This is a genomic window from Drouetiella sp. (genome assembly GCF_059504425.1).
Genome location: NZ_JCACIN010000022.1, coordinates 51,960 through 74,163, shown reverse-complemented (window position 1 = coordinate 74,163; position 22,204 = coordinate 51,960). Strand labels below are relative to the sequence as shown.

23 protein-coding genes are annotated in these 22,204 nt (G+C 51.4%); 10 read left to right on the top strand and 13 right to left on the bottom strand.

The genetic code is table 11. The features are described 5' to 3' along the window. Positions 1 to 156: 156 nt before the first annotated feature. Positions 157 to 366: a cyclic di-GMP-binding domain-containing protein, MshE-related gene (locus tag AC5JMP_RS05030; RefSeq protein WP_495850340.1), complete on the top strand. Its 210-nt coding sequence runs from the start codon at positions 157 to 159 to the stop codon at positions 364 to 366. A gap of 11 nt (positions 367 to 377) precedes the next feature. On the opposite strand, the gene AC5JMP_RS05025 is transcribed toward AC5JMP_RS05030, so the two are convergent. Both AC5JMP_RS05025 and csaB read right to left on the bottom strand, forming a co-directional pair. Then, on the bottom strand, positions 378 to 2,063 hold the full coding sequence (locus AC5JMP_RS05025) for a hypothetical protein (RefSeq protein ID WP_495850339.1): 1,686 nt from the start codon (positions 2,061 to 2,063) through the stop codon (positions 378 to 380). A 230-nt stretch (positions 2,064 to 2,293) separates the two neighbouring features. Then, entirely contained in the window at positions 2,294 to 3,328 is a 1,035-nt protein-coding gene (gene csaB / locus AC5JMP_RS05020; protein WP_495850338.1) for a polysaccharide pyruvyl transferase CsaB, read from the bottom strand. 244 nt (positions 3,329 to 3,572) lie between these two features. Between csaB and AC5JMP_RS05015 the strand changes: the two genes are divergently transcribed. The 3 genes from AC5JMP_RS05015 to AC5JMP_RS05005 all read left to right on the top strand — a co-directional run bounded on the left by AC5JMP_RS05015 (position 3,573) and on the right by AC5JMP_RS05005 (position 6,493). Further along, positions 3,573 to 3,884, top strand: a complete 312-nt coding sequence (locus tag AC5JMP_RS05015) for a DUF2499 domain-containing protein (RefSeq protein ID WP_495850337.1) — start codon at positions 3,573 to 3,575, stop codon at positions 3,882 to 3,884. 2 nt (positions 3,885 to 3,886) lie between these two features. After that, positions 3,887 to 4,249 (top strand): DUF3593 domain-containing protein, encoded by a 363-nt coding sequence (locus tag AC5JMP_RS05010; RefSeq protein WP_495850342.1) that lies wholly within the window; start codon positions 3,887 to 3,889, stop codon positions 4,247 to 4,249. A gap of 186 nt (positions 4,250 to 4,435) precedes the next feature. Further along, positions 4,436 to 6,493, top strand: a complete 2,058-nt coding sequence (locus AC5JMP_RS05005; RefSeq protein ID WP_495850336.1) for a protein kinase domain-containing protein — start codon at positions 4,436 to 4,438, stop codon at positions 6,491 to 6,493. Positions 6,494 to 6,543: 50 nt separating this feature from the next. Here the strand turns inward: AC5JMP_RS05005 and rplI are convergent, their stop codons facing one another. Then, positions 6,544 to 7,002: a 50S ribosomal protein L9 gene (gene rplI, locus AC5JMP_RS05000; protein ID WP_495850335.1), complete on the bottom strand. Its 459-nt coding sequence runs from the start codon at positions 7,000 to 7,002 to the stop codon at positions 6,544 to 6,546. Positions 7,003 to 7,201: 199 nt separating this feature from the next. On the opposite strand from rplI, the gene AC5JMP_RS04995 reads away from it, so the two are divergent. Continuing rightward, complete coding sequence (locus AC5JMP_RS04995) at positions 7,202 to 7,669, top strand: CRR6 family NdhI maturation factor (RefSeq protein ID WP_495850334.1); 468 nt, start codon at positions 7,202 to 7,204, stop codon at positions 7,667 to 7,669. 23 nt (positions 7,670 to 7,692) lie between these two features. Here AC5JMP_RS04995 and ispF read toward each other — a convergent pair whose 3' ends face one another. The 4 genes from ispF to AC5JMP_RS04975 form a co-directional block, all read right to left on the bottom strand. Further along, on the bottom strand, positions 7,693 to 8,172 hold the full coding sequence (gene ispF / locus AC5JMP_RS04990; protein WP_495850333.1) for a 2-C-methyl-D-erythritol 2,4-cyclodiphosphate synthase: 480 nt from the start codon (positions 8,170 to 8,172) through the stop codon (positions 7,693 to 7,695). Between the two features lie 68 nt (positions 8,173 to 8,240). Continuing rightward, entirely contained in the window at positions 8,241 to 9,176 is a 936-nt protein-coding gene (locus tag AC5JMP_RS04985; protein ID WP_495850332.1) for a hypothetical protein, read from the bottom strand. Between the two features lie 300 nt (positions 9,177 to 9,476). Continuing rightward, positions 9,477 to 10,223, bottom strand: coding sequence for a histidine phosphatase family protein (locus AC5JMP_RS04980; protein WP_495850331.1), 747 nt, complete (start codon positions 10,221 to 10,223; stop codon positions 9,477 to 9,479). A 636-nt stretch (positions 10,224 to 10,859) separates the two neighbouring features. Beyond that, positions 10,860 to 11,081 (bottom strand): hypothetical protein, encoded by a 222-nt coding sequence (locus tag AC5JMP_RS04975; protein WP_495850330.1) that lies wholly within the window; start codon positions 11,079 to 11,081, stop codon positions 10,860 to 10,862. A 343-nt stretch (positions 11,082 to 11,424) separates the two neighbouring features. On the opposite strand from AC5JMP_RS04975, the gene AC5JMP_RS04970 reads away from it, so the two are divergent. Continuing rightward, a complete protein-coding gene (locus tag AC5JMP_RS04970) occupies positions 11,425 to 11,775 on the top strand; it encodes a hypothetical protein (protein ID WP_495850329.1) in 351 nt (116 codons plus the stop codon). A gap of 39 nt (positions 11,776 to 11,814) precedes the next feature. Continuing rightward, positions 11,815 to 12,168: a hypothetical protein gene (locus AC5JMP_RS04965; protein ID WP_495850328.1), complete on the top strand. Its 354-nt coding sequence runs from the start codon at positions 11,815 to 11,817 to the stop codon at positions 12,166 to 12,168. 19 nt (positions 12,169 to 12,187) lie between these two features. Here the strand turns inward: AC5JMP_RS04965 and cax are convergent, their stop codons facing one another. Beyond that, positions 12,188 to 13,267 carry a calcium/proton exchanger gene (cax, locus tag AC5JMP_RS04960; RefSeq protein WP_495850327.1) on the bottom strand — a complete coding sequence of 360 codons (1,080 nt, stop codon included), beginning with the start codon at positions 13,265 to 13,267 and terminating at the stop codon, positions 12,188 to 12,190. Between the two features lie 224 nt (positions 13,268 to 13,491). On the opposite strand from cax, the gene AC5JMP_RS04955 reads away from it, so the two are divergent. Next, entirely contained in the window at positions 13,492 to 14,403 is a 912-nt protein-coding gene (locus tag AC5JMP_RS04955) for a ferritin-like domain-containing protein (RefSeq protein ID WP_495850326.1), read from the top strand. Between the two features lie 77 nt (positions 14,404 to 14,480). Here the strand turns inward: AC5JMP_RS04955 and ftsY are convergent, their stop codons facing one another. The 4 genes from ftsY to AC5JMP_RS04935 form a co-directional block, all read right to left on the bottom strand. Beyond that, complete coding sequence (gene ftsY / locus AC5JMP_RS04950; protein WP_495850325.1) at positions 14,481 to 16,031, bottom strand: signal recognition particle-docking protein FtsY; 1,551 nt, start codon at positions 16,029 to 16,031, stop codon at positions 14,481 to 14,483. A gap of 185 nt (positions 16,032 to 16,216) precedes the next feature. Next, positions 16,217 to 16,897, bottom strand: a complete 681-nt coding sequence (nusB, locus tag AC5JMP_RS04945) for a transcription antitermination factor NusB (protein WP_495850324.1) — start codon at positions 16,895 to 16,897, stop codon at positions 16,217 to 16,219. A 74-nt stretch (positions 16,898 to 16,971) separates the two neighbouring features. Continuing rightward, complete coding sequence (locus AC5JMP_RS04940; protein ID WP_495850323.1) at positions 16,972 to 18,747, bottom strand: ArnT family glycosyltransferase; 1,776 nt, start codon at positions 18,745 to 18,747, stop codon at positions 16,972 to 16,974. A 221-nt stretch (positions 18,748 to 18,968) separates the two neighbouring features. Then, positions 18,969 to 19,568: a hypothetical protein gene (locus AC5JMP_RS04935; RefSeq protein WP_495850322.1), complete on the bottom strand. Its 600-nt coding sequence runs from the start codon at positions 19,566 to 19,568 to the stop codon at positions 18,969 to 18,971. A 221-nt stretch (positions 19,569 to 19,789) separates the two neighbouring features. Here AC5JMP_RS04935 and AC5JMP_RS04930 point away from each other — a divergent pair, with 221 nt between their 5' ends. Both AC5JMP_RS04930 and AC5JMP_RS04925 read left to right on the top strand, forming a co-directional pair. Continuing rightward, positions 19,790 to 20,140 carry a DUF565 domain-containing protein gene (locus AC5JMP_RS04930; RefSeq protein WP_495850321.1) on the top strand — a complete coding sequence of 117 codons (351 nt, stop codon included), beginning with the start codon at positions 19,790 to 19,792 and terminating at the stop codon, positions 20,138 to 20,140. 15 nt (positions 20,141 to 20,155) lie between these two features. Further along, entirely contained in the window at positions 20,156 to 21,202 is a 1,047-nt protein-coding gene (locus AC5JMP_RS04925; protein WP_495850320.1) for a glycerate kinase, read from the top strand. Here AC5JMP_RS04925 and AC5JMP_RS04920 read toward each other — a convergent pair. Further along, complete coding sequence (locus AC5JMP_RS04920) at positions 21,174 to 21,962, bottom strand: SAM hydrolase/SAM-dependent halogenase family protein (RefSeq protein ID WP_495850319.1); 789 nt, start codon at positions 21,960 to 21,962, stop codon at positions 21,174 to 21,176. The two genes, AC5JMP_RS04925 and AC5JMP_RS04920, sit on opposite strands and share 29 nt — an antisense overlap. Between the last annotated feature and the right edge of the window lie 242 nt (positions 21,963 to 22,204).

Genomic DNA, 22,204 nt, shown 5'->3' with positions numbered 1-22,204 from the left:
TTGGGATGAAGACTATTTGCTCAAGGTCTTGTGTGGTTAAGATGCGTTCGCCCTGCTCCAGTAAAATATCTCGCTCTATCGAATTAACCCCAGAGGGTGAAGCGCTTTTCTGTGGCGTATTTTACGCTGAGAATATCGATCTACCGGAGTAGAGATATGTTGAAACACCTGAAGCTAGGCGAGGTTTTGGCTCAGCACAAGCTGATCTCTCAAGACGAGCTACAGCCCATTCTTGAAAATCAGCCCCATAGCTCCAAACGCATCGGAGAGCTATTGGTGGAGCGATCGCTCATCTCACCTGATGATCTAAACAACGCACTTAAAGAGCAATACTGGCGCGATCGCGGCTATTGGGTGATCGGATAGAGTCACTGCTTTTAAGTGGGTAAAGGATCAGATCCAGGACGCAGGAACGAGGGCAAATCAACTCCAGACGATCGTGGCTTCTTGGTGGAACGCAGGGGATAAACTACTGGAGAGGGCCAGCTTGGCTGAGACAATGCTGGAATAAAGCTCCTTTCCTCAGTTTCCAGATCTGGCTCTTCAGCGTCTGAAACAGCCTCATACCTGTCTTGAGCTTTACCATCTCGAACTTCACCAGCAGACTGAATAGACTGTAGCTCTGCCTGAGTAGGCGGCACAAGCTGCCGGATCGGTTCGCTATCGGGCAAGGCATCAAAATTAATAGACTCAAAGGCAGAAAAGTCTCCCGATAGACTGGCTCGAACCATATCTTCAGTCGAGACTTCGATCAGCCGAGCCAAATCTTGCCAGAGTGCATCTTCCCCCCCTGCTGAGTCTATCAGTACGCCTTCAAGCGTAGCGCTTTCGGCTTCGACGGGCAGGGCTGCAATAGGCGGTTTGGCTAGAGGAGTTGCCGTAGGCTGGGCTTCGAAGCTTGGCACTGCGATCGCTTCATGACCTGTCTCATGACCTGCATCACTGCTTGGCTTGTTTGGCTCGATCGCCAGTAAATCTGGCAGAGTTTGCACTGTTTGCTGAGCCATAGAATCAGAGGCAGCAACCTCGGCGATATGTTCTAGCTCAGGTAAATCGACTAAAGGGAATTTAAGACTGCTTCCCACGGCGCCCGCTGGAGCAGGTGAAAACTCTGGCTCCATCGCAGATTCTTCCGTCTCAAATCCATCTAACTTCTCTATTAGCCCGCCTAGCTTCATCCAAGGAGGGGCGATCGCATCTCCCTGCGCCGACCAAGGCTGAATCTTCTGAGTTTTGAGCAGGAAAGGATTGTCTCCCATCATGGCTTCAGCCATTGCCTCTGCACCCAGATCGTATTGGGGCGTGGGCACTTCCAGGCATTTCTCTAATGCCGTCTTAAATTGCAGCGTATAGCGTTGCTGACGGTGCAGACGAGCTTGCAGGTCTCGGTTAGAGCTTTCGGTCTGCCCCAAAATCTGCACCTGCTCGTTGTAGCGCTGTTGAATCAGGGCAGATTCCCGCTCTAGCTCAGCGACTCGTTCCTGGCTACTCTCTAGCTGTCCGGTCAAAGTTTCAATCAAGATCTGCTGACGCTGATTCGCCTGATGCGCAAATTCGAGCTGATTGAATAGGCTGACGATCGCTTCGGGTGGAGCTTCCAGCGGTGCGGATGCATCTATGGCTTGAGGCTCTGCACTATCCTGCGATCGCCCCACCTCTGCCTGAAGCGCAATCTGGCTACTTTCCAACGCCTCCTCAAGTTGAGATACGCGATCGAGCAAAATACTGTTGCACTGATTGAGTTCTTGAATCAAGCTGATCAAGTCCGTGACATCTACCTCGGCAGGTTCGGGGGCGGCATCCGACCAGGCGGCGATCGCGGCTATAGGATCGGATGAAGTAGGGCGATCGGATGATGTGGATCGTGGAGCTGCCTCCCTAGGCAAGCCTTTGGGTGCGGCTAAGGGTTGTTCGGCAGCTTCAGCTTCAAAGAACAGATCTTCAAGTGAGCGATCGTCCAGTGAATGAATGCTGTCAGCGAGGTCAGCAAAAGGATTTTCCCAATCGACCGTATCGGCATCAGATTGACCTGGATAATTGGACGGGGCGTTGGATTCACTCATAGCTCTCACTCACAAGCACATCATTAAAGAAGCGGCAATCATTCGGCAATGAACGTCAGGATAATATAGCGTACTTTGCCTGGGCTAGCTCCAATTCATTTTTAAATCCATTTCATGAGCTTTGCCAGCTACTTTCACAGGCGGCGTTGCTACTTTTAGGAGCGCTCTGCGACCCTCTCACATGAAAACTGATCCCAAAAATTTACCCCCTGATTAAGCCAAGTATTGAGCTAACTCAATACTTGGCTTAACAGCTCCTGATGAATTAAAGCCCGATCGATCAGCGCATGAATGCGATCGCTCGATACCGCTTCACCATTTGCATATAGCTCAATCCACTCGCGGCTCATCTGTACTGCGCTAGTGGGCATTTGTGCCAGTTCCCAGCCAGGAAACTCTAGATCCTGCATAAGCTGGGAAACCTTGGGATCATAGCTAATCCCAAAACATCGACACTCCGATGCCGCCGCCATAATTAGCCCATGAAACCGCATGGCGATCGTCATTTCTACCCCTCGAAACACACCCTTGAGCTGCTGTGGATCGGGTAGCGTCAAAATGTGGCTGATTCCCGACAGCCGAGGCTGAATGGCTTGGGCGATCGCCAAATCCTGCACAGGCTGAAAGGGAATCAGTAAAATGCTGGTCTGGGTGGCTTTCTGAAAGTCAGCTAGCGCCTGAGTCAACATCTCTAGACGCTGAGGGGTGAGCTGAGGGTGCGATCGCAGAGCCACCGCAACCCTAGGGGCAGGAATATCCCATAGCCCCGGTACAGGCACAGATTCCAATGCCCAGACTGGGTCGGCAGCCAGCGTAAAAGGAATCTGCCAGTTTGCCAACAGCGCTGCCGAGCCGTTGTCTCGCACGCTGACTGCCGTACAGCCCTTCAGTGCCGCCTGAGTCATCTTTCGGGTGAGCAATCGCTGCAAAGGCCCAATCCCCTGTGCCCAGGCGATCGTCTTCAGCCCCAGCTGTTGAGCCAACCCCATCAGTCCACCATAGTAAAAGGGACTGAGGACGCTCGTCGCATCCTGCATCAGGCTACCCCCTCCCCAAATGAAGGCATCCGATCGCCGGAGTGCCTGCAAGACCTGGAGCGACTTGCGCGGACAGGTTTCTACCCCATAGCGATCGCTCGTCTCGGCTGGATTGCCCGACAAAACGATCGGCGTGACGTGAGCAGGCAGCATTTGCAGTAAAGTTGCCAATAGAGCCTCATCGCCGCCGTTTCCCATGCCATAGTAGCCACACAACACTGCCCGCATCACTGCACCAAACGCGCCTTGTCTTTAAAGATAGGACTTACGCAAGCCCTCTAGCTGTAGTGCATTTTGTTGTGTGTGGTGGGCGCAGCCCACCACACACAACAAAATTGCGTAAGTCCTAAAAGAGTGTTTTAGACCTGCTGCTCATTTTTTGAAGGGGGGCACGATGCACCCCCTTTAAAAAATAGATACTTTAATTTAAAGCACAATCTAAAACACAACCTTTCTTACAATACCGGAGCCAATGCACGCCCTCTCAATTCCCACCTGGATGATTCATGTTTCGAGCGTTATTGAGTGGATTGCTGCCATCTGGCTAATCTGGACTTATGGCGAAATTAGCCAGAATCGGGCATGGCGATCGCTCTCCTTTGGGATGTTGCCGGCTCTAGTCAGCGCCATGTGTGCCTGTACCTGGCATTTTTTTGATAATGCTAAGTCCCTAGAGTGGCTGGTGACGCTGCAAGCCGCGACGACGTTGGGAGGAAATATGACGCTTTGCGCCGCTGCCTGGTGGATCTGGCGCAGCTCACAAACTAAGGTGCTGAAACCATGATGATGTCTCAAAGTGCCCTATTTGGACTTTCTCTCTTTCCCTATCTGGGATTTCTGTGGTTTTTGACGCGATCGCGCCAAACGCCACGACTGGCTCTCATCGGGTTTTACCTAACGCTGCTGTTTGTTGCCGTCACTATTCCTGCCGGAATCTATGCCCAGGTGCATTACGGCACTTCTTTAGCCAACGTGGACTGGCTGCACGGCAGCGCTGAATCGTTCCTCACCCTTGCCAATATTTTTGTCGTGCTGGGGTTTAGAGAGGCAATCCTTCAGGCACAGCAGCCCCAAGCGGAATCAAATTCTGGGTTAGAGGCGATCGAAAAAGTCAGTGATTCCAGCGCCACACCAGAATCTACCCTCTAATATCGAATAATCCGTTTAAGATTTGATATAGATTCAACTTGTCGAAAGTTCGCCAAAGTTTTGAGCGCCAGACTAATTTAGCCTACGGCTGAAATCTAGCCAACCGTTCTGGTGAAACGTTTTCTTCAAAAGCCTCTCTGCCCCAGGCTGTCTTTAATCTGACTACCCCCGTGCGCTACCTCCGCCATGATTTGCTGCATCAATCCCCAATGCCAGAAGCCTCTTAACCTCGACGATGCCAAAATCTGCCAAACCTGCGGTTCGCCTCTCATTCGTCTAAGGGAGCGCTACCGGGCAATTCAGCCTTTGGGTCAAGGGGGGTTTGGCAGAACCTATTTGGCGCAAGATGAAGATCGTTTGAACAGCCATTGTGTCATCAAGCAATTTTCGCCGCAGGTGCAGGGCACAAAATCGATGGAGAAGGCGATTCGGCTGTTTACGCAGGAGGCAGTCCGGCTGGATGAATTGGCGGCTCATCCCCAAATTCCTAACCTGCTCGCCTATTTTGAGCAAGACGGCTTTCTTTATCTGGTGCAGCAATTTGTTGAAGGACAAAGTCTGCTTCAGGAAATGCGGCAAGATGGCGCGTTTAACGAGCGCCAAATCCGAGATGTGCTTGCCGATGTCCTGCCTGTTCTCCGCTTCATTCACAAGCATCAGGTGATCCACCGAGACATTACTCCCACCAATATCCTGCGCCGCAAAGCAGACGATCGCCTCATTTTGATCGACTTTGGGGTCGCCAAGCAAATCGACGAAGAGGCAGGAGCCGAGCAGCCGGGAACCCGGATCGGGACAGAGGGGTATGCGCCGCTTGAACAGTTTCGTGGGGGGAAAGCGTATCCAGCTAGCGATCTTTATAGCTTGGGGGCAACCTGCCTTCACCTCTTAACGGCTACCCGTCCTGACAACTTATACGATCCGCTCAACGGGCAGTGGATCTGGCGAGAGTATCTGCGGAGCCATGGCAAAAAGCCTGTGAGTGAGCAGCTAGGCTATATCTTAGATAACTTACTGCGCGATCTGGTGGGCGAACGCTACCAGTCTTCAGATGAAGTCATGCGAGATTTGAATGCCGACTCGTTTCATCCGCCTGAAAAAGCTGCAAATTCAATTAGAACTGGGAATTCGCCTCATGCTACCCAGCAACCTTCGCATCAGCCTGTCCAGCCCATGCCGCCTTTCCCATCGGCAAACCCGATCGCGGCTAGACCTTCAGTCTCTCAGCCTTTAGTCTCTCAGCCTTCAGTCTCCAAGCCTCTAGTCTCTAAGCCGCCACTTTCCAAGCCCCCCGTATCGCAGCCGCCTACGTCTAGTCAGCCTGTATCCAAACCTACGCCAGCCCGTCTCTCTGGCTCGTCTCGCTGTATCCAAACGTTAACGGGGCATGCCTCATGGCTGACAGACATAGCTATCAGCCAATCTACTCCCACTTTTGCTAGCAGCAGCCTCGATGGCACGGTAAAAATTTGGAACCTAGCCACAGGGGAGGAACTGCTGAGCTTAAAGGGGCACACAAAGAGCGTCAATGCGATCGCCATCAGCCCCAACGGTCGCTTTCTGGTGAGCGGCAGCGATGACTATACCGTCAAAATTTGGAATTTTCTCAATGGCGCACTGCTCAAAACTTTGACTGGTCACTCTAGAGATGTGACTGCGGTTGCCATTAGTCCCGATGGGCGAATGCTGATTAGCGGTGGCGAAGATCGAACCCTTCGGCTGTGGGATCTGAACACAGGTGCGCTTCTTAAGGTGCTGAGCAGTGCATCAGGCATGATCAAATCGATCGCTCTGAGTCCAGACGGCAATTTTTTAGCCAGCGGTGGATTGGATCACAAAGTCAATCTGTGGAATTTGAGGACAGGAGAACCGCTCCAAACTCTGGTGGGACATCTTAGCCACCTCCACAGCATTGCTTTTAGCCCGCGCGGACAAGTTCTGGCAACTGCCAGCAAAGATAAGACTATCCGCCTCTGGAATTTGCAAACGGGCGATCTGCTGCGTACTTTGAGTGATCATGCGCGAGACGTGAACGCGATCGCTATCACCTCTGACGGCAGAACGCTGATCAGTGGCAGTAGCGATACTACCCTCAAGCTGTGGGATCTCACTAGCGGCAGAGTCATAGACACCTGGAAAGAGCATTTAGACGCGATCAATGCGATCGCTCTCAGCCCAGACGGCAAGCTTTTGGTGAGCGGCAGCTCTGATAAAACGCTTAAGATTTGGCAGCTTCAAGCCTAATGCTCTTTTGGATTTTAGAAGCAATCTAAAATCCAAAATCCAAATCCACTCTAGCTACCTACAACCGTAATCTCAATGGTTGCCACCACTTCAGGATGCAGCTTGATGTCTAGTCTGTAGGAACCCAATTTGTTGATTTCAGGAACGGTGATATCACGGCGATCGATTTCGATTCCCACCGCAGATTGAATGACTTCTGCAACGTCCTGGTTGGTAACGGTTCCAAAGATCGATTCATTTTCGCCTTCTTGCTTGGCGATCGTCAGAGAGGTTGCTTTCTCTAGAGCTACTTTTTGAGCTTCAGCTTCAATCTTCAGCTCTGCCAAACGCTTTCTTTCTGCTTCCCGACGTCGCTCAACCTGCTTGAGAATTCCCGGCGTGGTGTGAACCGCCAATTTCTGAGGCAACAGGTAGTTGCGGGCATAGCCGGGAGCTACCTCAACCAAATCGCCTACTCGACCGAGCTTGCTAATATCTTTACTTAAGACCAACTGAATTCGTTTTGCCATGAGCGTTTCCCTAATATCTACCCTTAAATCTTTAGCGCTGCTAGATAACGCTATGGTTTTGTCATTTTCTCGCCAGTCTATTATCGTATCGAAAGCTTGTGAACGATCGCAACCTATTCACCAAAATTAGCCTACTTAAAACGATATGATCGCAAGGGCAATCGATCGACCTGTACTCTACAGCCCTCTGGACATTTCGATGACAACGACCCTGATCCTAGATGCTCAAATACTCGATCGCCTCGATCTAGCTCCTGCCCAAAAGCTAGTTGACAATTGGCTTGCGGAGGGAACGATCGCCCAGCAAGAAATCCAGTTTCAAATTGATTACCCTCGCGATCCTACAGATCCCAGAGAACTCTCAGAAATTCCTGAAATTCGGCTGTGGTTTGTCCGGCTTGATGCCCGCTATCCTTGGCTTCCCTACCTGTTGAACTGGGAAGGAGAGCTAGCCCGCTACACCGCCATGCTGGTGCCTCATCAGTTTGGTTTAGAGGGCATTCTCTACAATCCAGAATCTCTAGAAATTTTTGTGATGAATAAGGTCTTTGTGCTGATGGATTGGACGCAGCAGCAGGGCATCGCCAGCCGTACCAAGATGAAATTTATGACGAAAATGCTGGGCTATGAGCTAGATGACGGCTTTTTCGATCTGGTAGGGTTCTAAATTTGGTCAATCACACCGTTCGCCTAGTCACAGATCAGTAAAACAACTGCGTAGGCTGCAATTCCCTCTTCTCGTCCCACCGCATCTAACTTCTCATTTGTGGTGGCTTTAATGCCAATCTGGTCAGGAGCAATATTGAGGGTTTCTGCAAGTCGATCGCGCATCGCCTGGATGTGAGGCTTGATTTTGGGTCGCTCGGCAACAATTACTGTGTCTAGATTGCCAATATGCCAGCCTTTCTGGAGAATCAGCGCGTTGACCTGCTGCAAGAGCTGAAGGCTATCGGCACCTTTCCATTGAGGGTCGGTGGGTGGAAAGTAGTGCCCAATGTCTCCTAAGCTGAGTGCGCCCAGCATCGCGTCCATAATGGCATGGGTCAGGGCATCGGCATCGCTGTGTCCTAGCAATCCCAATTCGTGAGGAATGTGAATGCCTCCTAAAATCAGAGGGCGATCGCTCACCAAACGATGAATATCATAGCCGTTGCCAATCCGAAGATTCATTGCGATGTCCTTTTTACTGTCAAATACAGATTATCAGGATTAAATCGCAGGATAGCGACACAAAATCACTAGCGCTGGCTTTGTGCCTGTTGCAGAGCTGATTCACTGTTTTGTTGGTAAACTTGCACGCGGTCTTGCGCCACCGCATACCGGGAATCTTCTGCTGAGGTCATACCCATCAAATCAGATGCTTTCTGCCATTGAGCCGCAACATTGAGCCATTCGGCAGAGGATTGCGCCTTTTGCCCTGCCGTCACGGTCTCTTGCGCCAATCGAACAGCATCGGCAAAGGGATCTTGCTTAAGCGCAACAGGACTCAGAGCGCTGGGGGAAGGGGGAGCGATCGCCGATTGAGCGGATTCCACAGACGGACTGTTATTCAGAGCCAAGTTTGCGGGAGGCGAGTTTGCAGAAGGCGAGCTTGCGCCCGTTTGCTCTGAGCTAACTTCTTGTCCAGTTATAGGATTCAGCCTTTGCTGGAGCATCCAGCCCAACGCTAGTAAAACAATGCTGAAGCTGGCTCCACCCATTAGCCCCCGCCAAAACACTCGCTTCTCGCGCTCCAAACGGTGCGGATGTTTTTTGGGCAAATCAGCGCCCATTGGGTCAGGCGAATGGTCTCGCCAATCTTGTCTCAAGCGCTTAAATAGCGTCGGCTGCCGCAGGACAATTTCTTCAGACCAAAGCAGCTGCTGTTTTGGATCGCGACTAATTTCTTCTAGCCAGAGCAACTGCTGTTCTCTGACAATTCGGCTATTCACATTAACTCGACGGATGCTTCGGGGCTGAAGAGATTCCAAAATTTGCTGGACTTGAGGAACCACGATCGGCTGCTCTAGCTGTTCCGGTTTTGCTGCCTCACACAGCAATTGCAAAACGCCTTGAGCAAACATGGCTCTAGTCCGAATTCCAGAACCTGCCAATCTTTCATTTAATACTTGAATAATTGCAGAGACGCTGCCCTGACGGGCTTGCCTCACAATGTCATCGATTGGATCTATCATTTATCGCTCAAAGTTAAATTAATAATGACCTCAAGAATTTGGAGGGTTGCTCGTTACAACTTGATTAAAAGTAGAACTTGTTAAAAGTAGCCTTGTTAAAAGCAAAACTTGATTAAAAGCAAGACTGACCAGAATAGACGCACATAATTTTGAGTCATAATCTGACAAACAGATTTAAAGATATGTTAAATCTTTGCCAATTCAAAGCCGAGGCGCATCAGTTAGACTTTTATAACAACAAATATGCCACCTGTAAACATGAGTTTATGTTGATTTCAAAGCTTGATTCTAGGCAGTAATTTAAGGCTGCTGTAGCAAATGATGATAGTCATTAAATCGACGAATTTGCCATAAATCTGTATTAAAGCGATTTTGATCGGTGCTGTCCCAGCGCGATCGATCGATCCAAAATTCAAACAGCGCTGTGTTACGAGGATGTAGCCGCCAAGAGCGATCGCATCCCAAAAGCTCTGCGATGAGGTGTTGCAAGATCCAGCTATGGCTAACAATCAAGATCTGTTCGCCGTTATGATGGCGATCGAGCAAAAGCTGAATAAATCGGCGGCTGCGATCGCGAGCCTCTTGCAAAGATTCAGCTCCCGGAATTTGAATCCAGTTTGGCGAGTTTTCTAGAGCCTTGCAAAGATCAGGATAGCGCTCCATTGCTTCGCCCCAGGTTAGCCCCTCAAACACGCCATTCTGAAATTCTCGAAGCTCATCGGCATAGTGAATCAGGATTTGAGAACTTTCGCTCACCGGGGGGTTGGGTTGATTAATCTCGTCCTCAATTAAGTCACTAATGGTGGAGGGCAAAGGTTCTGCGGTGAAGCGCGATCGCAAAATTTCGCTCGTTTGAGCCGTGCGCCTCAACGGACTGCTGTAGATGCAGGTAGGATGCCAGGACTCTTTCAGCAAACGCTGAGCCAGTTTTTCAGTCTGAAGTCTGCCCTCTGGCGAAAGGTCAAATTCGCCATTGCCCTGCATCCGCTTTTGCAGATTGCCGATCGACTGAGCATGCCGAGTAAACAGTAGCTTGAGCGGGTTCATGCAGATAGGATAGCTCTGCGATTGAGCAATAGGATTAGATGGACGCAATTTAATCCTTTTAACGCATCGGAGGAACTAGCCTCTCAAATATCAAGTTTTGCAACAGAAATGAGAGCTGAAATTGACAGCGACTTGAAAAACAGTAACAATAGACACACTAAACGAGGTTTTCCTTAGTGAGTTAGGAATCAAGCGAACGTAAGAGTATCAGTTCGGGAGATGTAAAGAAATTTAGGAGCCGATGCCTCCAGATTTCTCTCTCCAACTTCTAAGGTTGAAAATCTTGTCTCAAGTTAGCTGGTTGACGCACCCCTCGCGGGGTGCTTTTTTCATGGGTTGATTTTTCTAAATAGCAAGCTCTGCAAATCTTTTAAGGCGTTGCTGATTTCATATAGCTATCGCATTACGTAATTGAGTTAGGACGAGTTATTTTTTGAGAGCCGCGCGGAGCGAGGCTCTCAAAAAATAACTTATTGGATCTAAGCGCGTAGCGCTATGTCGCTCGTTTGCTTAGGATCGTGGATTAAATAACCTGTACAGCCGATCTGAGGTAGGGGCTTAGCAATGCTAAGCCCCTACCCCAAGAATTACATCTTGTCAAATCCATGCTCCTTAGGACATTCTCCAGAACAACAGCTAGGGCTGCTGTTCTGGAGGAGGAGCGTCATTAAGTAATTCACGCTGTGCGGCTTCGCTGATGACCCGTCGCAGCCACTCTGTGCGATTGGGCAAGCGGTGAATCGCTTTATAAACTGATTCAGGTAGACGCACACCCATCACTTGTTTGGAAAGAGGCTCATCGCCCACCTGCGTAAAAGTTCCGCCTTGAGATTTTTGTCTGGGGTTAAGTAGCGGCATAGTGGGTCTGTATCGAGTCTGTATCGGGTCTGTATTAGGTCTGTGTCGAGTTCGGATCGGATCGTTCTGCGATCGGAGAACGGCATTATGTTAACACGGTCTTTCCAGGTCAGCTCAGGTGTAGAATAGTACACTTCTTAGGGCTGGATAACCGTACAAAATTTAACCGCAGAATTCCCCACAAGAACGCGTTAACTCGATAAAATAAATATATCAGAAGTTATTAGATCTCCTGGCGACTGTACTACTCATTTTTCACGATTTTAGATTCCTAGCTAGCCAGGTTTTAGCTTTTACTTTTAGATGTTTAGAGCTGGATTACTCCTCACCCCTCTACGTGATAATGACTCCATTTATTAACACCGAAGCCGTTGAAGCGACATTGAATCAGACGGCGATCGCTCTCCAGACGCACTTTGTTCAAGAAACAGGCGAATGGTATGGCGCAGAAGATTTGCAGCGAGCGCTAACCCAATGGCTGGAGCTGTCCATTGAGGCTTTGGCAGAAGATGCTCTGTTTCACGCTGTGGAGGGCGATCGCGCTTATGCCTTCAATCGCCGTGCCTTCGAGCTTCAGATGCAGCGGATTCAGTCGCAGCCGCTCCAATCCCAGATACAGACTCAAGCCAACGGTTCTCAAGCCCACAGCTCTCAGATTCTGACCGAAACTAGCCTCAGACCCATAGCGGCTTGAGCCACCTCCCTTTCCTCCTCACTTCTTAGGAGTCCATCGATGAGACTTATTGACTATCCCACCGCAATCGCCCAACAGCAGCGCGAGTTCTTGCGAGAAGAACAGCATGTGCGTCGGCTTCAGGAAATTGTGAACCGCCACACGGCTGAGATTGACACTCAGATCGCCTTTGACTCTGACTTGCGTAACGATGCCCAGCGCAAGGCAAAGCGGATTGAGCTAATGCGATCGCCCGATCGGCAGCGCGCTTGGGCTAACTTGCAAATGGCGCAAGACCGCCGTGCTGAAATTGAAATTGATTTAAGCTTGCTCCGGAATCAATTCTCGGTGCTGAAGCTAGAAATGCGAGAGACGATCGCGCTGCGGGAGCTTCAAGTTGCTGACGCAGCTTAGACTTCATGCCACAGCGACATCAGGCAGGATGAAAATAGAAGGCGGCTCCCAAAACTATGTAGGTTGCCAACAGCAAAACGCCTTCCAGCCAGTTCGATCTCCCATCCAAGCTAATCAAATTAGCAACCGCAACGGCAATCACGACCGCAATCACTTCAAACAAATTAAAGTTGAGATCCATTGGTTGACCGATCGCCTGCCCGACTAGCACCAACATTGGCGCTACTAGCAGCGCCACCAGCAAACTCGATCCCATGGCAACTGAAACCGACAGATCCATGTTGTTTTTCAAGGCAACCGTAACGGCTGTCACATACTCGGCGGCACCGCCCACCAGCGGCAGCAAAATCACCCCAGTAAACAGCGGCGTTAACCCTAGCCCTGCGGTTGCCTCTTCCACTGCACCCACAAAAATTTCTGACTCAAATGCTACGCCGATCGTTGCCACTAGCAAAACGCCAATCCACAGCAGCAGGTTAGGTTTTTCGGCATGGGCTTCTCCTTCTCCCTCTAGCTCGACCACGCCTACTTCATAGAGGTAGCTGTGGGTTTTGAGCGAAAACAGCAGCGTCATCAGGTACACCGCGATCATGACGATCGCTACCGTGGTCGATAAACGGCTAATGGACAGCGAATCTACTACGTTGGAAGTAGAAATAACGGTTGCCGGGAGGACGATCGCTACCACAGCTAGCGTCATGGTTGAGCCGTTCACCCTCGCCACCACAGGCTTAAACTCCTGCTCTTTATAGCGCAAGCCGCCCAAAAACATTGACAGACCCATGACCAGCAGCAGGTTGCTAATAATAGTACCTGTAATGCTGGCTTTTACAATGTCGATCAGTCCTGCCTTGAGGGCAACCAGCGAAATAATTAGCTCCGTGGCGTTGCCAAAAAAGGCGTTGAGCAGTGCGCCAATTGAAGGGCCTGAAATCACCGCAACTTCCTCCGTGGCGGTGCTCAGCCAGATTGCTAAAGGCACAATGGCGATCGCGGCTGTAATAAAGACCGTGAGTGCGCCCCATTCCATCTTTTCGGCGGCAACCGAAATAGGAATGAACACCAGCAGACCTAGCGAAATAATTTTTTTGATAGACATAAATTTACAGGTTAGCGAGCCAATGCTATTTAAACGCCTTTCACCCAAATTTGAAAGATCGATCAGAACATATTCAGGCGTAGGTAGTCCTCGAAATGTAGTGAATACCAGCAGCCAGACGTAAAGATGTCTCTTAAGAGCCGGGAGGATGCTGAATTTCTTCGTTACACTTGTTAACAAGTTGTACTGATTTGTCGTTAATAGCCCGAACAGAGACTCGAATTATGAGCGTTGTTTATCCCCGCAAACTAGAAAGTTCTTTTGGCTCTCTCAGCGCTCGTGATGTGCTAGGACAAGTGGTGCGCGATCGTGAAATTCACCTGATGACGCTAAACCGCTACCGCTATAGCGAACAGCGAAGCTGCAAAGACTTAACCGATTTAGTTGAACAACTCGACGGTAAATCAGTTGATTTGATCAAAGATGTGTCTCGCCATATTTCAGATGAAGCGCGTCATGCCATGTGGCTGACAGATCTGCTGGTAGAAATTGGCGCTGATGTGGGCACGCCTCCCGGCTCATCTTATATCGGCGAGTTTGAGCGATTGCTCGATCGCGAACATGTCACACCCGAACATCTTGACGATTTCGTGATTTCTTCTCTTGCCGCCATTAATGTAACTGAAAAGCGCGGCTGTGAATATTTCGCAGCTCACATTTACGCCCTTAAGCAGGCTCCTGAGACTGAGGAAAATATCAAAATTCGTGAAGTGATTGAACGCATTCTGCCCGAAGAAGCAGGGCATGTGCGTTGGGGCAATCGCTGGCTAGCGGCCATGGGACGCAAAAGCCCAGAGCACAAGCAGAAAGTGGAGCAGGCTAAACAAAAGTATGCGGCGATCGAGCAGGCAGCATTTTCCTCTGGCATGGATATTACCTTGGGGGCAGAACTGCGTCGGGTCGGCGATTTGCTGGACATTGCCAACACGCTCCCGCTGTGGCAGCGTCCGCAATACCTGATGGAGCGCTTGCCTCAGACGCTGCTGGCTCCAGATCTTCAGCGCACTCGGATCACCGCCGTGCAGCGCGCTTGGGAACGCGATCCTAAAGTGTTTATGGAGCGGTTTGTGCCCATGTTTTTGAGCGGATTGACGCGATCGCAGCAGCCGTTACAGAAGGTTTCCGCGAAAAAGTGATGGTTGTTGTTGGGAGTCAGGAGTGGAGAATATTCTGGCTCCTGACTCCTGTCTCCCAACTCCTGGCTCCCGACTCCTCAGCCACTGAGCAAAGCCTCTACAAACTCGTAGCTGGAAAAGGGTCGCAAGTCCTCAATGCCTTCACCCGCGCCAATAAATCGGATCGGTAAACCCAACTGCTGCACAACCGCTAGAGCAATGCCGCCCTTAGCAGTGCCATCCAGCTTGGTGAGAACGACACCGCTAACCTGCGCTGCTTCCGAGAAAACTTCAGCCTGACGTAAGCCATTTTGTCCCAGAGTCGAATCCAACACCAGCAATGACTCTACTTTGGCACCTGGCGCTTTTTTGTCAATAATGCGGCGAATTTTGCTTAGCTCATCCATCAAGTTTTTCTTGTTTTGCAAGCGTCCAGCTGTGTCCACAATCAGCAGTTCCGTCCCGCGCGCCTGAGCTGCCGCGATCGCATCAAACACGACAGCTGCCGGATCGGTATTCTTGCCGGGATTGGCGATGACCTCAACATTGCTGCGATCGCCCCAAACCTGAACCTGCTGCACTGCCGCCGCTCTAAATGTGTCTGCGGCGGCAATCAGGCAGCGATAGCCTGACTTTTGAGCAATGTGGGTCAGCTTGCCGATAGTCGTGGTTTTTCCGGCTCCGTTCACGCCTGTGACGAGCCAGATGTTGAGCCGATCTTTTTCAGGCAGCAAAACTGGTTCGTAGTTCTGACCCAGCGGCTTGTCCAGCATCTCCTGAAGCAGAGTCTTGAGGTAGGCGATCGCCTCAGAGGGGGGCAAAGTCTCTTGCCGCAGCTTGGTTTGCAGCGATTCAATGATGTAGTCTGTTGCCACGACGCCAACATCGGCTTGCAGCAGCAGCGATTCGATCTCCGTGACTGCATCTTGGTTCAGCGGCCCCTGACCAACGATCGCTCTCAGCTGGTTGACTAAACTACGCCGAGTTTTGTCTAGACCCTGCCGCAGCCTCTTGAGCCAGGTAATTTCTTCGATCGAGATATCTTCAGGACGGCGACCCTGGGCTGCCAACACTTCGGCTGACCAGAGAAAGCCCTCATCCATTGTCAGGGCGGTTGTCAAGTTGGCAACGGGAGCCGTTTCGGTTGTCGTGACGGGAGCTTCAGCGGCGATCGCGTCTTGCTTGAGGCGTTCTAGGCGTTCCAGACGCTCAGCTTCAGCCTGTGCCCAGAAGGGCAATGGAGCGGCAGTAGGGACGACTTCGGGAGCCGGAGCATCAAGGGCTGAGACAGGAACTTCAGCGATCGGCGCTTCGGTAGAAACTGGTGCTGGCTCTATCGCCGATTCGACAGGTGCCGCCTCGGATGCCACTTCGGATACCGCCTCGGATGCTGCTTCAGAAGCCACTTCCGTAGAAGCTTCTGTGCCCTGAGCAGCTTGGCGTTTGCGAATATTCTCGTAGGCGAGCTTTGCCCAACTGAGTTGATCCTGAGCCACCGCTGGAGTCTCATCCTTTGGCTGTGTTTCTTGGGAAGGCTCAGAAGTCGATGTGGCTGTTATGGGTTCGGTTGCCTCAGTCGATTCAGATGATTCAGCCTCAGAATCGGAGGACTCGCTGAACTGACGATTAAACCAATTGAAAGGAGCCATAAAAACCTATCCACGCTTTGTACCCAGACTTCACTCTCCTATCATAGGACGTACGCACGACCTACGAAAAATCGGTTTTGCAGGAGGCTTTGAAGACACATTGTGCCCTCACAATCTCCTAACTGCGGAAGTCCTGAACATGAAGGTGCAGGCTCATAGCGCTTAACTCTGGTACAAGCTCATCTCTAAGAGCTAACGCCGGATTCTTGTGATTCTTCAACTATCTCAGCACCTTCAGGCTCTAAAGGGGCTTTGCCGGAGAGGCGATCGCTGATTTTTCTCAGTACGCCATTGATAAACCGATGCCCTTCATCACCGCTATAGCGCTTGGCAAGCTCGATCGCCTCATCGATCGCCACTTTTTGGGGTACGCCTAAAATCCACATTTCGGTCGTGGCAATTCGCAGAATGTCCTGATCAATCCGTGCCAGCCGATGCATCTGCCAGTCCACCATCGAAGCATTGATCAGCTGGTCAACCTCTACGCGGTTTGCCTGCACATTGGTCAGTAGCTCCATGACGTAAGCTCTTACTTCTTTTTGGTTGGCAAGCTGGATGAATTCAGGTATTTCTAGCGCTGCCCCCACCCGATTAATTGCCGTTTGCGCTAGCTCTAGCGCCTCGTTCACCATTGCTCTAGCGCTCTGCACATCGATCGCCCTAGTTTCGCTGCTGAGCAACCGTTCATTGCCCCGCGCCACTTCGGCAGATGCCGTTTCTAGGGTATCCTGCACTTCGGTACTCAGCGTCCGAATGGCGGCTAAAAGCACATCTTGAAGCTGCTGTGCCTGAATCTTTTCGGGCTTGCTGGGTAGCTGACCAATGCTGAGAAGGGCGAGTTCGCGGGAGACGTGACGGGCTTGCATGGGGGAAGAAAATGGGGAATAGGAAGATTAGAGAGTGGGAAAGATGCGTTTAAGCAGTGGGTTTAACACTGGGTTTAACGCTTTAGGGGCAAATTGATTCGCAAAAGTTGATAGACCGAGAAGTTGGCGATCGTCTCATAACGATAGCGATCGGCATCTAGCAAACCCGATTCTTTGAGCTTGCGGGTGCGACCCAATACCAGGATAGAGGGTGGTTTAGGTCTTTGGGCGGCAAGTTTGACCAAACGCCGAGGCACATCGTCTAATTCTTCGATGTAGGTAATCGGACGCTGAGTATAGAACACCATTGAGGGTTTGGCAAAGCCCACCATGACGGCAGGCTCCGCAGGCTGCTGTGCTTGGACGATCGCGACTGCCATTTGCCGTAGAGGCAGCTGTCTTTGCGAGTCCATAATCGCTGTGGCGGGCATCAGCACCAGCAAAACAAAGGCGGTAAAGCCAACTAAATTCACGCCCCAGAGCCAGCGCCCCTGACGGCGAATTTGCAGAGCTAGGGCAACGATCGCAGCACTTCCCCAGATGACGGCTCCGACGATTAAAATACCCGACTGCTCTAGCAATTCCGGCAGCTTGGGCATCTCAGGATCATCCCCCATCCAGCGGGTGCAGTAGAGAATGGCTCCTGCTAAGCTAACCAATAGACCGACATTCGCCCAATGGCTGATCGCCGTCGCACGATTAGGGCGCGATCGCGTCATCTGGTCACTCCAGAATAGCGCCGTCAGAATTGCCGCAGCGGGCAGCAGCGGAATCGTATAGCTGGGTAGCTTAGTGACAGCGATCGTAAAGAAGCCAAAGATCACCCCAAACCAGACCCAGGCAAACAGCCCCAACTGCGCTGAGCGAGGCTGCTGCTGCCAGTAACGGCGTTGCCAAAATTGCAGTCGGGCGATCGCAATAGGCAGATGAATTGACCAGGGCAAAAATCCGATGGGCACGACCAGAAAGTAGAAATACCAGGGAGCCGAGTGGCGATTCACGACTTGAGTAAACCGCTCAAAGTTGTGATAGCCAAAAAATGCGTTGATATAGGCTTCACCATTCGCCTGAATGACCAGCACAAACCAGGGAAGAGCGATCGCCGCAAACAGTAGCCCCCCCCACAGCAGCCGCATTTCCCTTAAGACAGGGCGTAACTTGCCCACGTACAGCAGGAAAACCAGAACGATCAGCCCTGGAATAATCGCTCCTACAGGGCCTTTGGTCAGTACGGCTAGGGCGGTTAGGACATAGAAAGCCAGATACCACCGTCCCTGAGCTTTTGGGCGATCGGGCTGGGCATAGGCGACGAAAAAGGCAAGCAGTGCCGAACCGATGCAGCCATTCAGCAGCATATCCGACACGCCCGTTCTGCCCCAAACGATCGTCTGCGGATTAAGGGCAATGAGAGCCGAGCCGATCGCCGCCGACAGCCAAAGCTGGAGCGAAGTCTGAGTAGCAGCAGGCTGAGAAGGAAAGGAATCTAGCGCAGCCGGACTGGCATAGCCAAATCGCCGTAGGGTATAGAATCCTAGCCCAGTTAGCGCCGTTGCCGCGATCGCCGATGGAAACCGAGCCGACCACTCGTTGACGCCGAAGATTTTGTAGGCGATCGCCGCGATCCAATAGACAAGAGCGGGCTTATCAAAGCGGGTGACTCCGTTAAAATAAGGCGTAACCCAATCTCCGGTAACGTTCATTTGACGCGCCGCTTCTGCAAACAATGGCTCTGTCTCATCCACTAGCCCAATGCTGCCGAGATGTAGCCAAAAGGCAACAAAGGTGACTAGGGCAACCCAGGCAATAGAGCAGATCCAGGCAAACCGAGGCTGCTTTTCGAACCTTGTCACCCTAGATTGAATCCAATTGTCGCGTTCCAATGTCTGCCGCCTCTATCGAACAAATTACCCAAAGAAGTTTACCTAAAGAAGATCAGTAAGCAAGTCAGTGCTCAAAACCTTAGACTAATCCAGTGACGCTGGGTGCCTCCACGATCGCATTCAGACCTTACTTTACTGGAAATTTGCCTTCGGAAAAATCTGCCCCTGAAAATCTGCCCCTGAAAATCTGCTCAGGGCTGCAAATTCAGCAGCCATTCCTGTGCGGTCAAGTTCCAAGTGGGCAGCGCAGTTTTTCCCACAACGTAAGGCCCCCAGTAGCGACGAGAGCCATCCTGAGCAAATGCCATTAGTACGTCTCCAGTCTGAAGCTGCAATGTGCCATCTGGGAGTGAAAGCTTTAACCCCTTAGATTTACCTTCGCCCGGAGCAAAATCCCAGTGAACGGGCTGTTCGTAACTGCGGTTTTCAGAGTCTACTGCACCTTCTTCGACCGTGCCGGGTTTTTGGGACAGTAGAGCCACCCGCACAGGATACTCAGTTTGGTTGCTAACGCGCAGGTTTTGGGCGCTGGATGCCTCCGGCTTTTGAGAAGTATCCGGGACTGAGGGCGAGGCAGGCGTAGGAGCAACGCTGGGTGCTGCGGCAGGCGAGACGGGCGAGGCAACGGGCGATCGCTCAAATGATTCAGAGTTTGCTGCACTCTGCTCTGGGGGAGCGGGTTCAGTCAAAACTTGTACCTCAAACCTAGAGAAGAGCAACGCAGTCAAACACACTCCCATCACTCCAATAATGGCTGGATAAAGCTTCAGCTTTAGATTGTCGGTCAGCATACCCGTCTCTTAAATGACTCTTGACGTTTAGTCACTGCTCTCCTTCTCTACTCTAGTTATTCGTTTCAGTCTTGCGGACAATTTAGCGCTCTTCTCAGCATATTTTCTAGAAGATTTAAGGCTTTGGATATTTGAGGCGATCGCTTTCTTAAAAATTCCCTGGCGTGATAGGCTTCAGGGCATTAGCATTTTTCATGGCTATTTGAGGCGCGGCGCAGGCTATGCAGAATACTCGGCTCAACACATTATTCGATGATGTCCTAGGACAGTTTGGGCGCTGGCTACGCAACCCCTGGCGACGGACTTCGCTGCTGTTGATTAGTCTGCTGCTGGGTAACTTTCTGGCAACAACGATCTCGACGATCGCTGGACAAAAGGCTGAGCCGGATGTGGCGATCGCAATTTTGCTGGTTTTGTTGACAGAGGGCACCAGCTGGTGGGTGTATCGGAATCGCCGCAGAGAAAACAATGCAGCAGATAGAGCAAATTCTGTAGTTTTAGAGCTGTTTAACGGCACTAAGCTGGGATTGACCTACGGCTTATTTGTAGAGGCTTTTAAACTCGGCAGCTAAAGGGTTAAACCGACCGTGAGCAGGCGCATCTGGGACTCAAACTGGACTATGAACTGGAGCATGGGTCATGGGGCAATTAACCCTCTAGGCTCTTTCCCAGAAGAGCGATCGCGCCTGCTTCAAGCCATCTATCCCTCTCTGCAAGAATTTTGTATTCATACTTTGGGCTGGCAAACCTGCCCGATCGAGATCCTGCGAGATTTGTGGCTGCCGCTGGCAATGCAGCTACAGGTTTGGCAACGGCAGGCTTGGGATCAGTCACAGCGTCCTCTAATTCAAGGGATTTTGGGTGGACAAGGCACCGGAAAAACGACCCTGGCGGCAATTCTGACGCAAATTCTCAACCTCCTGGGATTGCAGGTGTGTCAACTCTCAATTGACGACCTCTACAAAACCTATAGCGATCGCCAACAGCTCCAGCAGGCTGATCCCCGCTTTTGCTGGCGAGGGCCTCCAGGCACCCATGATGTTGAGTTAGGCATTGCCGTACTGCAACGCCTACGTCAGTCTCAGCCCGTCGAGTTACCTCGGTTTGACAAGTCAGCGCATGGGGGAATGGGCGATCGCGCTCTACCTGAACCTATCGCTCAGGCAGACATTGTGTTTTTAGAAGGCTGGTTTGTCGGAGTGCGCCCAGTAGACCCAATCGCCTTTGACACGGCTCCACCGCCAATTGTCACTGCTGCCGATCGCGCCTTTGCCCGTGAGGTCAACGATCGCCTCCAAGACTACTTGCCTCTGTGGGATCTGCTCGATCGCCTCATTGTGCTGGCACCCACCGACTATCGCTACAGCAAGCAGTGGCGACGTGAAGCCGAACATCGGATGATTGCGGCAGGCAAACCGGGCATGACCGATGGCGAGATAGATCGATTTGTGGAGTATTTTTGGCGATCGCTCCACCCAGAGCTGTTCATTGCCCCGCTACTGGGCAAATCAAATTTGAGCGAAACCAGCTCAGCCGATTACGTAATTGAAATAGATGCCAATCATTGCCCTACCCGGCTGTATAGCCCTACCCAACCGGATCGCCCTACCCAATCCGCGTCACCTGCTGATTGATGCGGGGGTTGCCAAAACGCGACCAGGCGCTGCCGCCTCTGAGGAATAGCTCCATCCAGCGAATAGGTTTGCCGTTAGAGTCGAGCCAGCCAGAGCTGCCGGGGGCAAAGGCAAGCGTTCCTTCAGAAACCCTGAAACTGCCGTCAGAATAGATCGCATCGCTGACCACATCGCCGATGCGAATCACAATTTTGGTTTCCGGTTGCAGAGACAGCGTATCCGCCGGAATCGTCGTTTTGATATTGCCATAGCCATCAATCCAAGCAATCCGATCGGTGGGCGCATCAGGAATTTGACTAGGGTCGATCGCCTCTCCTAACACGCTGAGGTCTGCTTGAGCGATCGCTCCCGCCGCCGGGGGAAAGACATCCCGCGATCGAAATTGGGAGCCGCCCCTCGACACATTAATCGTGTGCAGCGCTTTAGCATGGTGCTTAATGAACGACAGCGTATAGCCCGCGTTCACGCCCACGACCTGGACTCCGTTGGGTAACAAGGCATAGGTCAAGCCTTCTCCTTCGTTGTCTCGACGGGCTTCAGGGTCATCTTGACGCGGAGCGCAGTTGTGATAGATCAAGCGATCGCTCGTCCCTGGGTTTAAGCCGAGTTGCGCAATCCAAAATCCGGTCGCTAGGGTGCTAAAAGGCGGCACGGAAAGCTCATGAATTTGAGCCTGGGGCAGCGCCAGCAGTAGCCGCTGTTTGACTTCGGCAAAGGCTGGATCACCCGTCCCATAATCGGCGATTAAAGAAATAAACATAGGATGACAAAAAATAGAGAGGAAGGGGTGTAATGTGACTTTAACTTTAATGCAGTCATGCAGTTGACTTGAGTGTTATGGCAGCATTGGGTAGGAGCGATCGCCCAGCCGTCATGAGTGCATGGCATTACGAATTGAGTTAGGACGAGTTATTTTTTGAGAGCCGCGCTCCGCGCGGCTCTCAAAAAATAACTTATTAGATCTTAAGCGCGTAGCGCTGTAAAACAGGACGCTATGATACT